General features: G+C 38.1%; 14 protein-coding genes. 12 read left to right on the plus strand and 2 right to left on the minus strand.

What is annotated here, in order from left to right; translation table 11 throughout:
- The first annotated feature begins 4 nt into the window (after positions 1–4).
- The 6 genes from yqeK (at position 5) to JT739_RS09285 (ending at position 7,351) form a co-directional block, all read left to right on the plus strand.
- On the plus strand, positions 5–592 hold the full coding sequence (gene yqeK, locus JT739_RS09260; protein WP_237660839.1) for a bis(5'-nucleosyl)-tetraphosphatase (symmetrical) YqeK: 588 nt from the start codon (positions 5–7) through the stop codon (positions 590–592).
- Complete coding sequence (locus tag JT739_RS09265) at positions 576–1,757, plus strand: LCP family protein (RefSeq protein WP_237660840.1); 1,182 nt, start codon at positions 576–578, stop codon at positions 1,755–1,757. Before yqeK ends, JT739_RS09265 begins: the two co-directional genes overlap by 17 nt.
- 17 nt (positions 1,758–1,774) lie before the next feature.
- Complete coding sequence (gene rsfS, locus JT739_RS09270; protein WP_237660841.1) at positions 1,775–2,161, plus strand: ribosome silencing factor; 387 nt, start codon at positions 1,775–1,777, stop codon at positions 2,159–2,161.
- Between the two features lie 262 nt (positions 2,162–2,423).
- On the plus strand, positions 2,424–4,874 hold the full coding sequence (gene leuS, locus JT739_RS09275) for a leucine--tRNA ligase (RefSeq protein ID WP_237660842.1): 2,451 nt from the start codon (positions 2,424–2,426) through the stop codon (positions 4,872–4,874).
- A gap of 292 nt (positions 4,875–5,166) precedes the next feature.
- Positions 5,167–6,714 carry a cobyric acid synthase gene (locus JT739_RS09280; RefSeq protein ID WP_237660843.1) on the plus strand — a complete coding sequence of 516 codons (1,548 nt, stop codon included), beginning with the start codon at positions 5,167–5,169 and terminating at the stop codon, positions 6,712–6,714.
- Between the two features lie 16 nt (positions 6,715–6,730).
- The gene (locus JT739_RS09285) at positions 6,731–7,351 is read left to right on the plus strand and encodes a helix-hairpin-helix domain-containing protein (protein ID WP_237660844.1); all 621 of its coding nucleotides are present in this window, start codon (positions 6,731–6,733) and stop codon (positions 7,349–7,351) included.
- Positions 7,352–7,516: 165 nt separating this feature from the next.
- Here the strand turns inward: JT739_RS09285 and JT739_RS09290 are convergent, their stop codons facing one another.
- The gene (locus JT739_RS09290; protein ID WP_237660845.1) at positions 7,517–7,726 is read right to left on the minus strand and encodes a hypothetical protein; all 210 of its coding nucleotides are present in this window, start codon (positions 7,724–7,726) and stop codon (positions 7,517–7,519) included.
- A 342-nt stretch (positions 7,727–8,068) separates the two neighbouring features.
- Between JT739_RS09290 and JT739_RS12955 the strand changes: the two genes are divergently transcribed.
- Positions 8,069–9,028: a ubiquitin-like domain-containing protein gene (locus JT739_RS12955; protein WP_237660846.1), complete on the plus strand. Its 960-nt coding sequence runs from the start codon at positions 8,069–8,071 to the stop codon at positions 9,026–9,028.
- A 101-nt stretch (positions 9,029–9,129) separates the two neighbouring features.
- Here the strand turns inward: JT739_RS12955 and JT739_RS09300 are convergent, their stop codons facing one another.
- A complete protein-coding gene (locus tag JT739_RS09300) occupies positions 9,130–10,359 on the minus strand; it encodes a D-alanyl-D-alanine carboxypeptidase family protein (RefSeq protein ID WP_237660847.1) in 1,230 nt (409 codons plus the stop codon).
- A 173-nt stretch (positions 10,360–10,532) separates the two neighbouring features.
- Here JT739_RS09300 and JT739_RS09305 point away from each other — a divergent pair, with 173 nt between their 5' ends.
- From JT739_RS09305 to JT739_RS09325, 5 genes are all read left to right on the plus strand, one after another.
- Positions 10,533–10,940 carry a hypothetical protein gene (locus JT739_RS09305; protein ID WP_237660848.1) on the plus strand — a complete coding sequence of 136 codons (408 nt, stop codon included), beginning with the start codon at positions 10,533–10,535 and terminating at the stop codon, positions 10,938–10,940.
- Between the two features lie 7 nt (positions 10,941–10,947).
- Positions 10,948–11,652 (plus strand): DUF421 domain-containing protein, encoded by a 705-nt coding sequence (locus tag JT739_RS09310; RefSeq protein WP_237660849.1) that lies wholly within the window; start codon positions 10,948–10,950, stop codon positions 11,650–11,652.
- A gap of 17 nt (positions 11,653–11,669) precedes the next feature.
- Complete coding sequence (locus tag JT739_RS09315) at positions 11,670–11,918, plus strand: hypothetical protein (RefSeq protein ID WP_237660850.1); 249 nt, start codon at positions 11,670–11,672, stop codon at positions 11,916–11,918.
- Positions 11,919–12,024: 106 nt separating this feature from the next.
- Positions 12,025–12,309, plus strand: coding sequence for a (2Fe-2S) ferredoxin domain-containing protein (locus JT739_RS09320; protein ID WP_370642636.1), 285 nt, complete (start codon positions 12,025–12,027; stop codon positions 12,307–12,309).
- A gap of 4 nt (positions 12,310–12,313) precedes the next feature.
- The gene (locus tag JT739_RS09325) at positions 12,314–13,327 is read left to right on the plus strand and encodes a [Fe-Fe] hydrogenase large subunit C-terminal domain-containing protein (RefSeq protein ID WP_237660852.1); all 1,014 of its coding nucleotides are present in this window, start codon (positions 12,314–12,316) and stop codon (positions 13,325–13,327) included.
- The last annotated feature ends 15 nt before the right edge of the window (positions 13,328–13,342 follow it).

A 13,342-nucleotide genomic window follows, 5' to 3' on the forward strand; every position in this document is an offset into this window, starting at 1 on the left:
AGGGATGTTGGAAGATTTAATTGAGAAACTTAAGCAAAATCTAGATGAAAAGCGATTTAATCATTCTTTGGGTGTTATGGAAACTGCAGCTAAATTGGCTAAGCACTACGGTGCAGATATCAAAAAGGCAGAAATAGCAGGCTTGTTGCATGATTGTGCAAGATGTATGGATACTTTCAGTCAGTTGAAAATGGCAGAAAATTTTGGTATACTTTTAGATGATATTTCAAAGCGTGAAAAGGCTTTGATTCATGGACCTCTAGGTGCTGTACTGGCAAAGCTGGATTATGGTATTACGGATGATGAAATACTCAATGCAATTAAAATCCATACTACCGGTGATACAAACATGAGCCTGCTGGAAAAAATAATTTTTCTCTCTGATTTTATTGAACCCGGGAGATGTTTTCCGGGGGTGGAGAAGTTGAGAGCAAAGGCCTTTAAAGATCTGGATGAAGCGCTTCTTGATGCTTTTGACTCGACAATTAAATATGTTTTAGACAAAGGGAGTTTATTACATCCAAAGACCATTACAGCTAGAAATTTTATTCTCATGCAGAGGGAGAGCGAGGAACATGAAAAGGCCTTTTAAAATAGCTTTATTTATTTTAGTCTTTATTGTGTTTTCACTAGGAAGTGGATTTTATTACGTTTATTGGAGCTTAAAGAATCCTATAGAACCGGGGTTAGATCAAGATACTCCTACCAGTACCGATGAATTTGTAAAGGGTGGCCGACAGAATATATTGCTTTTAGGCATGGATGCAGGTACTATAGGGGCTAAAGAAGAATATAACCGGCACCGGACTGACACTATTATAGTAGTTAGTATAGATCAAAAGAACAAAGATGTAAAAATTTTATCTGTACCTCGGGACACTAGAGTTCGGATAGACGGATATGGCATTCAGAAGATAAATGCTGCAATGGCCTTTGGCGGTGCTGATTTGGCAGTAAAAACTGTGAAAGATTTTTTAGGCGTTCCCATTCACAATTATGTAGCAATTAAACTTTCTAGCTTTAGAAATATTGTAGATGCCTTAGGCGGTATAGAGATGGATGTAAAAGAGGAAATGAAATACACAGATCCTTCCGTCGGTGGCATTAGTATAAATATACAGCCAGGAAAGCAAATTTTAGATGGAGAAAAAGCAGAACAGTTTGTAAGATTTAGGGGATATCCGGAAGGCGATATAGGCCGTATAAAAGCTCAGCAGCAGTTTATGGAAGCACTGGTTAAAACAGTTCTCAGACCTTCTACCATTTTGAAATTGCCTAAGCTGATAGATATTGTTCTGGATAATGTGGAAACTGACCTTCAACCTTTGGAATTGGCTAATCTCGCAAATTTTGCCAGACAAATAAAACAGGAAAACATAAAGATGTACATTATACCGGGTGAAGGTAAGTATATTTCTGGGATAAGTTATTTTATTCCTTATCAAAATCAGATGAATGAAATGATCGACGAGATTTTCTTTGATGATGGCAGCATTAAAGTTGCCGTATTAAACGGCAATGGTGAACAAGGTATTGCCTCTAAAGTAGCCAGTAAGTTACAATCACAGGGCTTTAAAGTGGTTACTGTTGCTAATGCAGATAGTTTCGACTATGAAACCACAACTATAATATATCCGAGTGGCAAAAAGAATGATGCAGAGAAAATTGCACAGGTGATTTCAGAAGCTCGCATAGAGGAAGAAGCTGACGATAGCATTACTCTTCCTACCATAATCATTGGAAAAGATATAAATTAATTCATGGAGGGAAATGAATGACAAAAGACCCTAAAACTTGTGCCCTTAGAGCGGCGAGTATTTTAGAGGATAAAAAGGGTCAGGACGTATTAGTGCTGGATATTAGTTCTGTAGCAGTTTTTTCGGATTACTTCGTGATAGCGACAGGTATATCACCAATTCATGTTCAAGCTCTATCTGACGAAGTGGAAAAAAAGCTTATTGAAGAAGGTTATAGCCTTAGGAGTAAGGAAGGGTACGGAGAAGGTAAATGGGTTTTGCTTGATTTTTATGATGTGATAGTGCATATATTTCACAAGCCCGAAAGGGAATATTATATGCTGGAAAGGCTATGGGCTGATGCAAACCCTATAGAGTTTTCAGAGAGCAGTATTGACGCTCAAAAGAGTTTAGAATATAATTAGAAAACTTTAAAATGCTATGAAGGAGTAGTACGGGTTGGTTTGCTCTTTACAGAGAACCGGGGCAATGGTGAGAACCGGAAGAGTAACTCCCTGAACTCGCCTTCAAATAATGCCGACAGGCGTTAAAATGTCAAAGCTGGGCCTTACATAATCTTTTATGGGCCAATTAGGGTGGTACCGCGAGAAAAGTTTCTCGTCCCTAACAGGGATTAGAAACTTTTTTTTAATATTTGAAACCTGCACATGAAGGAGGAAACAGGAATTGAAATACGATTTTAATCAGATTGAAAGCAAATGGCAGAAAAAATGGGAAGAAGACGGAATTTATAAGACATCAGAAGACTATGGAAAACCTAAATTTTATTGTCTTGAAATGTTTCCATATCCCTCTGGAAATCTCCACATGGGTCATATGCGCAACTATTCAATAGGTGATGTAATTGCGCGTTTTAAGAGAATGAACGGCTACAATGTTCTTTATACCATGGGGTGGGATTCTTTTGGACTTCCTGCAGAAAATGCAGCGATAAAACACAATATTCATCCCCATAAGTGGACCTGGAGCAATATTGAGAACATGAAATCTCAGCTAAAACAACTTGGCTTTAGTTATGATTGGGACCGAGAAGTAGCTACATGCCATCCAGGCTACTATAAATGGACTCAATGGTTTTTCCTGCTGCTATATAAAAGAGGCCTTGCTTATAAAAAGAAAGCTGCTGTCAACTGGTGTCCCTCTTGTGCAACGGTTTTGGCCAATGAGCAGGTAGTCGATGGCAAATGCGAGCGCTGTAAATCTGAGGTCGTTGGAAAAGAACTTGAACAGTGGTTTTTCAAGATTACAGACTACGCTGATGAGCTTTTAAAGGATTTGGAGAAGCTTACAGGGTGGCCGGATAAGGTTAAAATTATGCAGCACAATTGGATCGGGCGGAGCGAAGGCGTGCAGTTTGCCTTTACTGAAGAGAAAACCGGTGAAAAAATAGAGGTTTTTACCACACGGCCAGATACAGTCTACGGGGTTTCATATATAGTTTTAGCCCCCGAGCATCCATTAGTCGACACTTTTTGTGCGGGAACCAAATATGAAATCCCAGTAAAAAGGTTTAAAGAGAAAATGACCCAATACAATGAGGTAGACAGGACTTCCACTGAGACAGAAAAGGAAGGTATGTTTATCGGATCATATGCCGTAAATCCCATGAATGGCGACAAAGTTCCCATTTGGATAGCCAACTATGTATTGATGGGATACGGCACTGGTGCTGTAATGGGTGTTCCGGCCCATGACCAGCGTGATTTTGAGTTTGCCAAAAAATATAATTTGCCCATAAAAGTTGTCATATCTCCCAAAGACAAAGTATTAAAGCCGGAAGAAATGACTGAAGCTTATGCAGATGAGGGGATTTTGGTAAACTCCGACAGATTTAATGGCATGAATAGTCAGGAGGCTATCAAAGCAATAGGCCAATATATGAGTGAAAATGGCATAGGAGATTTTAAAGTAAACTTTAAATTAAGGGACTGGCTTATTTCAAGACAAAGATATTGGGGTGCTCCAATTCCCATAATCTACTGCGATAAATGCGGCATTGTTCCGGTGCCTGAGGAGGATTTGCCGGTACTGCTCCCTGAAGATGTTGAATTTAAACCTCAGGGGACTTCTCCTCTTGAGACCTGTGAAGAGTTTTTACACACCACATGCCCTAACTGTCACGGTCCAGCCCGAAGGGAGACAGATACCATGGATACTTTCATGTGTTCCTCCTGGTATTTCTACAGATATACGGATCCCAAAAATCAGACAGCACCATTTGATAAGAAAAAGGTAAGTTACTGGATGCCTGTAGACCAATATATAGGCGGCGTAGAACATGCAATACTGCATCTGATGTATTCAAGGTTTTTCAACAAAGTCCTAAGGGATGCCGGTTTAGTAGACATCGATGAACCTTTCCAAAATCTGCTTACTCAGGGAATGGTTTTAAAAGACGGCGCAAAGATGTCCAAATCTCTAGGAAACACAGTAAGTCCTGAAGAAATCGTAGCAAAGTATGGGGCAGATACTGCAAGGCTCTTTATACTCTTCGCCGCTCCGCCAGACAGAGATTTGGAATGGAGTGACCAAGGTGTAGAAGGGTGCTTTAGATTTATTCAAAGAGTTATACGATTAGTAGAAGACTTGTCCAACAAATTAGAAACTGCTGAGGACGCAGGTGACAAGGATAGGGAAGTGCGTTTTATAACACATAAAACCATAAAGAAAGTAACGGAAGATATCAGCGAAAGATTTAACTTCAATACCGCCATAAGTGCTATTATGGAAATGGTAAACAGCTTAAATGATTATAAAAACTGCAAAGTTTCCAAAGAAGTGTTAAAAGAAGCATTAGAAAACCTCCTTTTGCTCCTTGCTCCTTTTGCTCCACATATAACCGAGGAATTATGGCACCAAATCGGCCACGAAAACAGTATTCACTTAATGGCTTGGCCTAAATACGATGAGGCAGCCCTTGTAGAAGATGAAATAGAAATAGTTGTTCAAATAAACGGAAAGCTAAGAGATAAAATGACTATTTCTGCCCAAGCTACCGAAGAAGAAATGCGTGAGGCGGCACTGAAGCGGGAAAAACTTGTGCCATTTTTAGAAGGCAAGCAAATTGTAAAAGTCATAGCAGTGCCTAAGAAGTTGGTAAACATAGTGGTAAAATAGTTTTTACTTTAGAGCATGGCTGTAAACTGCAGCTATGCTCTTTTTGCTTCAATTTGATTTTAAGGTTTTCAATTTGTAATTTGTGAAAAATGACAACATATGCAAATTATCAGGTATATTTGATATTATTGTTTTGACTTGTAAAGTAATGTAAAATGTTAATAGATATATGATTTTGATTATGTGCGAAATGAGGTTGATAAATTATGTTAAAAGGGGAACATCTTTTAAAACTGATGATATTTGGCCTCACAGAAAAAGCTGAAGATTTCATATTGGGAGGTTTCCAACCATGACTGCCAGATGTATTATGGTGCAAGGCACTGGATCCTCTGTAGGAAAAAGTCGTCTAGTTACAGGCCTTTGCAGGGTTCTTAAGCAAGATGGTTTTAAAGTGGCCCCCTTTAAAGCCCAAAACATGGCTTTAAATTCGTATATAACACATGAAGGCCTTGAAATGGGCAGAGCCCAAGCCGTTCAAGCTGAGGCATGTGGTATTGAACCTTCCGTATTAATGAATCCTGTTCTACTAAAACCCCACACAGACAAAAACAGTCAGGTGATAGTCAAGGGCAGGCCCTTTGGCAGTCTTTCGGCGATGGATTACCATGAATACAAGATAAAGCTATTGAAAGTAGTAAAAGAGTGCTATGATGAACTAGCTAAAGATAATGATATTATCGTTATAGAAGGTGCCGGAAGTCCAGCCGAGATAAACTTGAGGGAAAGAGATATAGTGAACATGGGTATGGCCCAATTGGTAGATGCACCTGTTGTCCTTGTAGGGGATATTGATAGGGGAGGAGTTTTTGCAGCTTTAGCGGGCACGTTGCTTTTGTTAACTGAGGAAGAAAAAGCACGGGTGAAGGCAGTTATCATCAATAAGTTTAGAGGAGATTTAAAGCTTTTAGAGCCGGGCCTTAAAATGCTTGAAGACATAATAAACCGACCTGTGCTTGGAGTTATTCCTTATACTGATATTTATGTAGATGAGGAAGATTCACCGGAAACTGAAAGACATAGGCTTTTACAAAAGTATAAAATCCACGAAAAGGATATACATCAACAAAGGCCCTTACATATAAAAATACTGTCCCTGCCGCGAATTACCAATTTTACAGATTTTGTACCTTTAGGTGAATTTGACGATATCAAAATTACATATGTATCAGGAGGCCCAATTGAAGATGCTGATGTGGTGATAATTCCCGGTTCTGAAAATCCCATTGAAAGTATAGAGTTTATCAAAGCAAGAGGCTGGGATAAAGAGATCAGTACCCTTTGCCAAAAGGGTGCGGTGATTTTAGGTATAGGAAGCAGCTTCTCGCTACTTGGCAAGACTTTTACAACTAATTTTGCAGATGCTCCTATCAAAGGTTTAGGTCTGTTAGATGTACATATAAAATTACTGCAAAAGGAACCTTCGCGAGTAACGGGAGAGGTTGAATCTGGTTTGCCTTATGAGGCAAATATCTTGAGCGGGACACAGGTGGAAGGTTATAGAATATACTCTGGTGAGATAACCATGAAAGACAATGCAGAAAAAGAGTTTATAAAAATAAATGGCAATACCAATGGCGATTTTGATGGCCTTATTTCTCAAACAGGACAGGTTATAGGAACATTTGTGCATGGTATTTTTGACAATGCCAATTTCGCTCAAAAATTTGTAAATTATTTAAAAAGCTTAAGGTTTAATGAGAGTGTTATGGACAAGACCTATTCTTCTTTTAATTTTAAAGAGTACAGAGAAGGTGAATATGACCGCTGGGCTGATGTGATAAGAAATAGTCTTGATATGGATATGCTGTATAGTATTATAGGGATAACAAATAGGTAACCGGAGCGTGAAGGAAATGTTTGATTTCAGTAAAAGAGAAAAAATACTTCTAGGTCTTTTACTGGTATTGATCATTTCTGTTATATCAATTTCATATTATGCCTTTTTTAGAAAAGAACCGGAGATAGCCTTTAAGCTTCAAGATGAACCGGCAATTCCGGTAGCAGCATCAAAAGTGGAGGCAGAGAAAATCGTTGTTCATGTGGCCGGTGCAGTAAAAAATCCTGGGGTATACACCCTAGACGAGGGGAAAAGGGTAAAAGATGCTATAGAAATAGCAGGGGGAGCCCTCCCAGAGGCAGATCTTTTAAGGCTTAATCTTGCTCAGAAAATACACGATGAAGATAAATTGTATGTTCCCAAAATAGGAGAAACGCCTGAACAATTAGAGCAGGCGAATGAGTCCTATGGTGCTACTGTAGGTATTAGTTCAAAAAGCGATGGTAAAGTGAACATAAATACTGCAGACGAGACTGAACTTATACAATTGCCAGGAATAGGCCCGGCAACTGCACAAAAAATAATTGATTATAGGACTACTAACGGCTTTTTTAAATCAATTGAAGACATCAAAAAGGTTTCGGGAATAGGTGACAAAAAATTTGAACAGCTAAAAGATAAAATCAGAGTAAAGTGAGATGACAGCGGAACGTTTTGTTTGCCATAATGACAATGGGGACACTTTAACCGTCATATTGCATTTTTTATAACGGGAGAATGATTTACTTGCTCATGTTTAAACTTCTTGACATGTAGACGCAATGGGCGTCATTTTTTGTGACAAGAAAATGTCGCCGGAGCATTATATCTTGCCGTTCGGTTTTGCGTTTTCCTCCTGTTCCTTTCTTCTTTTGTCACCGATGGTACATAGAGTATATAACACAACTGAGAACATAATAAGCGATGTAGCTAGAACGTTGGGGAGTTCAAAAATAAAATTACGAGTTATTATTGTTGCAAGCAGCACGACCACGGCAATTGATTTGCCTAATATTACTTCTTTTTTCTTCATACAATCACCTCTATTATGACTTTCGGCGAAGGTTTTGGCCCGACATCAGCATTGGCGTTTATAGGGAGCATGAAAATATTGCATGCTACAATAAATATAACTAGGGAGTATTTTCTCATGCTAAACACTCCTGCAATAATAATCAATTCAATAATATCATAAAAAGGCTCAGGGTAAGTATCACAAAGTTTAAAAACAATGGTATTTGGGGCAAATTTGACAAGCTGTGTATACTTTTGATATAACAATAATATACTACTAATAGACAGAGAAAAAATGGAAAAAGGACTTTTTTTAAAAATGTAGAAGTCCATAAGAGACCTTTTAAAAAGGGGGAGTTTTGTGTTTTCGTTTAAAGCCTATTGGTGGGCTGTTGTCTCCGCAGTGGTAGTACTATTCATTGTCGGAGCAACTATTTACGCTATTTTAGAAAAAGAGGTGGTTATTAGAGACGAAGACCAGGAAGTTAAAGTTTCAACTTTTGCCAAAACCGTAGATGAACTGCTGGAACAGGAGAATATAACTTTAGAACCTGAAGATGTAATTACACCAAGTGGCGATACAGACCTCAAGGAAGGTATGCAAATAACCATAAAGCGAGCTTTTCCAGTAAAGATAGCCGTCGACGGGCAAGAAATAACGGTGAAAACTCAGCCTGATAAGGTAGAAAATATATTGGCTAAGGCCAATATCAAGTTAAATGAAAAAGATAAAATTCAGCCGGCACTTAGTGAGTACATATCAGCAGATGCTGAAATAAATATAATCAGAGTCGAAGAACGAATTACAACGGAAGTTAAGAGCATACCCTTTGAAACTGTATCCAGAAAGGACTATAATCTTCCACTGGGTGAAAAGAAAGTAATCCAAAAGGGAGAGGAAGGTCAGGAAGAAGTAACTACAATAGAAGTACTTGAGAATGGCAAAGTTGTATCGGCAACTACCGAGTCTAAAGTCATAAAAGCCCCAAAGCCTCAGATTGTGCTGACGGGGACGGTTCAAGTTGCATCACGTGGTGGCGTAAATTTTTCATATACAGATAAAAAACGCATGTTAGCAACAGCTTACACTCATACAGGCAATCGCACTGCTACAGGAACGATGCCTAGAGTAGGTGTAGTGGCTGTAGATCCAAATGTTATTCCTCTGGGTACAAGGCTCTATGTAGAAGGTTATGGCTTTGCACGAGCTGAGGATACCGGTGGTGCTATAAAAGGCGATAAAATAGATTTGTTTTTGGAAACCGCTGAGGAAACCAAGCGTTTTGGAAGACGATGGGTCACTGTGTATATATTAAAATAAGATCTATCGAAAATAGATTTTATGGTTTGGAAAACCTATTTCTTCAAATAAAATTAGCACTGCAAATTGATATGCAGTGCTAATTTTATTTGAAGAAATAATTATCTATATCTATAAGTAACATAGCGGATTTTTCTTTTGTGCCTTTGATACCGTCTAATTCCTACCATTATCCTAAAGGGAGTATAGACGGCCAAAGTGATTGTAAGGAGCCAAAACCACCAGAAAGTATATATTTTTCTTTTTACATCATTAGCTGCGATTAAATCTATACTACCTAGCTCATCTTCTCCTTGATAAAATACCAGTTTACCGAGCACATCGCCTTTAGCGATGGGAGCTTTTATACCTTTATTTAAAGTCATTTTTGTGGTAATTGGCAGACTATTTTTTTCAACTACAGTAGTAAATCCATATTTTGTTACTATCTTAACCGGATCGCCGTATTTGACATTTTCTTCTGTAATATTTGCATTCTCACTTATTACATTTTTTATTTCAAAATTTTCAAAGCAGTAGTCTAATAAAGCTGCACTGTCAGACCAAATATCGGCATTGGACTTTAACATAACTGAAATTAGCTGCCAACCGTTTCGAGTGGCCGATGCTACCAAAGTATTCCCGGCGGTGCTTGTGTAACCAGTCTTTACGCCATCTGCCCCTTCATAGTTCCAAAGGAGTTTATTTAAATTTATCAGCTGCCTGTCCCATTCCTGACCCTGCCAAGGTATTTCCATAGTTTTCGTAGAAACTATTTTTCTGAATTCAGGAAGGTTTAAAAGCGCATAGCGTGAAATGAGAGCTAAATCGTATGCAGTAGTTAAATGGCCTTCGTCCGGTAAACCACTTGGATTTACAAAGGTAGTATTGTAAGCTCCGATTTCTTTAGCTTTATCGTTCATCATTTGCACGAAGGCTTCAACACTTCCGCCAATATGTTCTGCTATTGCAATAGCAGCGTCATTTCCAGAATTAAGCATCATGCCGTAGAGCATTTGTTCTAAAGTCAGTTGTTCCCCTTCTTCCAGGTAGATTCTTGTTCCATCAGCAAGGGGAGGCTCTTTGCTTGTAACTACCATATCCGAAAGATTGCCTTTTTCAAGAGCTAAAATTGCTGTCATTATTTTTGTGGTACTTGCAGGTTCCAACGGAACATGGGAATTTTTTTCATACAAAACCTTTCCGGTTAACACATCCATTACTATACCTGCTTCCCCAGTAATTGCCGGAGGAACAGGCTTGCTGGTATCAGCAAATGCTACAGATGCAGAAAAAATAAAAAAACAAAGGAACGCAGCAATATATGTATTAAAGTATATATACTTTTTCATAATTTCACCTCAAAGTATGAACTCAACTTTTTAGCTCTCCATAAGCTTTTTTTTACTAAAAATAAGTATATCAAAACCAGGAATTCGTGCCAACTGTAATTTGTTGAAAAACCTGGTGCATAAAAACCATCGTAATCCTTAAAATAAATATAAGAATGGAGGGAAAGAAAATTATGCATATACCGCCCAAGTTAGAGTATGCGCGACACATGCTTACATATAAAGAGAGTCTAAAAGAGTTAACGCAGTCTTTAAAAGATTTGGAAGGTCAGCTGGATGATAATCTTCAACAGATGCTTGTAAAATCTTCTAGCTTTGTAAAATTAAATAAGGGCATAAAGGAAATAGAACTTTTATGCCAAGCTTTAGCTGATATTAATGATGATAAAAGCACTAAGGCCAAGGAACTTCTAATTACTTTGCGACGAAAGCTATTTGAAAATGAGAGTTTACTTATGGAAGAAATTCAAAAATCCATGTTAAAAGCAGCAGAGGCTATGATAGATGCAAGTAATGGAATTACAATAATGGCAAGTTTTATCAGTATGAGCAAGATTCTAGATAAATTTGAAAAAGGGTGAAGAACACATGAGTTTTTTGGAAGATTTATTTCTGCATACTTACAAATCAATTATCCTTTTTACTGTAAGCCTTGTAGTAGTAAGACTCATGGGCAAGCGCACGGTTGCCCAACTTTCTCCTTTCGACCTTATATTTATAATTATAATGGGTTCTGCTATTGCAATACCGCTGGAAGATCACGATATCAGGCTTACTCACGGTATCGTTCCAGTTATCATTACATCATTGTTAAACTACATGCTGGCTATTATAATTACTAAAAATCGGGCCATTGAAAATTTCATTCAGGGCACATCCCGAGTGTTGGTTAGAAAAGGAGAAGTTCTGTTAGGTAATCTGAAAAAAGAGCGAATTACTATGGCAGATCTGCTTATTTTATTGAGAGAAAAGGATGTAACGAATATTAATGAAGTGGAAGAAGCCACAATAGAACCCAACGGAAAATTGAGCGTAATAAAGAAAAAATATATGCAGACAGTAACACCCAGAGATTTAGGCCTATGGTCAAATCAAGGAATTTTCCCAACTGTAATGATAGCTCAAGGTGAAGTAATTTATGATAATTTAGACAAAGTTGGCATTAGCATCGATGAGATGCTCAAACAACTAAATCAAAAGGGGATAACGAGACTTAAAGATATCAGTGCCGCTTGGATTGATGAAGAGGGAAATGTAAGTGTTAAGTGTATCAATGAGGGAATCAGACAGTAAAAGAAGTTGGTGGTCATATGACAAGTGATAAAAAAAGCGTTTTTAATAAAATAGATGTAAGTGCAGATGAAATAAAAAAACAATACGGTGTAGATTTATATTTGTTTTTAGACGCAGTGTCATTGGGACTTAACGATGCTGAAATAGCTGATCTTACAGGTTACGACCTGGATAAAGTAATACAGGTAAGAAAGCGACTCGGAAATGTTACCAGTGAAATAGGAATAAACTACAAGAAAAATCTTCCTAAACCAGATCGTTCTTAAATTTAAAATCAATTCCCAAATAGGAAAAGTATTATAAGAGGAATTGTGAAATATTTGACAATACCCTTTTTTATTTATATAATGTTTTTAGAGCAAAATCCAAACTATCGAAAAATGTTATTATTTTGTCGAGCTGAGGGGAGAGCTTATGAGAACAATTAGTGTCTGTGTGGGCAGCTCATGCCATTTAAAAGGATCTTACGATATCATAAAAAAGTTAAAAGACCTCATAAAAGAACATGATCTTGAAGGCAAATGGGAGTTAAAGGCAGAGTTTTGCTGCAACAATTGCCGCAATCCTGTTTCTGTGAGAATAGATGACAGCGAGCTGTATTCCATTGATGTAGAAAGAGCCGAGGCCTTTTTCAAGGAGAAGATACTGGGGGCTTAATCTAATGGAGGTCATTAACTTTGCTAGTGCAAATTGTAAAAATTGCTACAAATGTTTAAGAACATGTCCCGTAAAAGCAATACGTATGGAAAACGACCAGGCCCAGATAGTTGATGAAAGATGTATTACCTGCGGAACGTGTCTTACTATTTGTCCTCAAAATGCCAAAACTATAAAAAGCGATGTACAGCGTGTAAAAGAGCTTTTAAAAAGAGACAAGGATATCGCAGTAAGTCTAGCGCCATCTTTTGCGGGGGTTTTTCCCTTTAAACATTATAGTCAAATCGTATCAGCGTTAAAGAGATTAGGCTTTTCAAATGTTTATCAAACATCGGTTGGTGCGAGACTTATTGCCTCAGACTATTTAAAGCACTATAACGATAAATCAAAACCGAACCTGATCACAACAGCATGTCCTGCAATCAATTATCTTGTTCAAAAATACTATCCGGAACTTGTGGACTGTTTAGTTCCGGTAGTATCTCCTATGGAAGCCCATGGCAGATACCTAAAAAAAATTAAGGGGCACAAGGAAGTTGCTTTTATCGGGCCTTGTCTTGCAAAAAAAGTAGAGATTCATGACAGCGGCAATTACGGCATTGATGCAGCTTTGACTTTTGAGGAACTTCTAGCATGGTGGAAGGAAGAGGGGATAGATCCAATACTTGAACCCGTTAATGAGGATGAGAACGGCTTTTGTGATGATGCCAATTTTTATCCCATACCCGGGGGCAGTTACAAAACTATAGAGCCGCTTATAGAAGATCCCTGGCGGGAGTTTATTGAAGTTAGCGGCAAAGAAAATTGCATGCTGATGCTAGATGAATTAAGAAAAGGCGAGTTTCATCGCACATGGATAGAAATGAACGCCTGCGAAGGTGGCTGCGTAAATGGGCCGGCTATTGGCGGCATAGAACGAGGACTTTTTAAAAGGATTAAATGTGTAAAAATACAAATTAGCTTGATGAATTATTCGAACTACGCCGATAAGGCTAAAAAAGCGAAAAGAATACGGTGACACATATAATCCAAA

The sequence above is a fragment of the Tepidanaerobacter sp. GT38 genome, from assembly GCF_021991635.1.
Taxonomy (GTDB): Bacteria; Bacillota; Thermosediminibacteria; order Thermosediminibacterales; family Tepidanaerobacteraceae; genus DTU063.

Excerpts from the sequence above, each read along its gene's own strand:
- JT739_RS09305 (WP_237660848.1), top strand. The coding sequence starts at position 10,533 with ATGCATATACCGCCCAAGTTAGAGTATGCGCGACACATGCTTACATAT.
- JT739_RS09285 (WP_237660844.1), top strand. The coding sequence starts at position 6,731 with ATGTTTGATTTCAGTAAAAGAGAAAAAATACTTCTAGGTCTTTTACTG.
- JT739_RS09300 (WP_237660847.1), bottom strand. The coding sequence starts at position 10,359 with ATGAAAAAGTATATATACTTTAATACATATATTGCTGCGTTCCTTTGT.
- JT739_RS09280 (WP_237660843.1), top strand. The coding sequence starts at position 5,167 with ATGACTGCCAGATGTATTATGGTGCAAGGCACTGGATCCTCTGTAGGA.
- JT739_RS09290 (WP_237660845.1), bottom strand. The coding sequence starts at position 7,726 with ATGAAGAAAAAAGAAGTAATATTAGGCAAATCAATTGCCGTGGTCGTG.
- JT739_RS09265 (WP_237660840.1), top strand. The coding sequence starts at position 576 with ATGAAAAGGCCTTTTAAAATAGCTTTATTTATTTTAGTCTTTATTGTG.
- JT739_RS09310 (WP_237660849.1), top strand. The coding sequence starts at position 10,948 with ATGAGTTTTTTGGAAGATTTATTTCTGCATACTTACAAATCAATTATC.
- JT739_RS09325 (WP_237660852.1), top strand. The coding sequence starts at position 12,314 with ATGGAGGTCATTAACTTTGCTAGTGCAAATTGTAAAAATTGCTACAAA.
- rsfS (WP_237660841.1), top strand. The coding sequence starts at position 1,775 with ATGACAAAAGACCCTAAAACTTGTGCCCTTAGAGCGGCGAGTATTTTA.
- yqeK (WP_237660839.1), top strand. The coding sequence starts at position 5 with ATGTTGGAAGATTTAATTGAGAAACTTAAGCAAAATCTAGATGAAAAG.
- JT739_RS09315 (WP_237660850.1), top strand. The coding sequence starts at position 11,670 with ATGACAAGTGATAAAAAAAGCGTTTTTAATAAAATAGATGTAAGTGCA.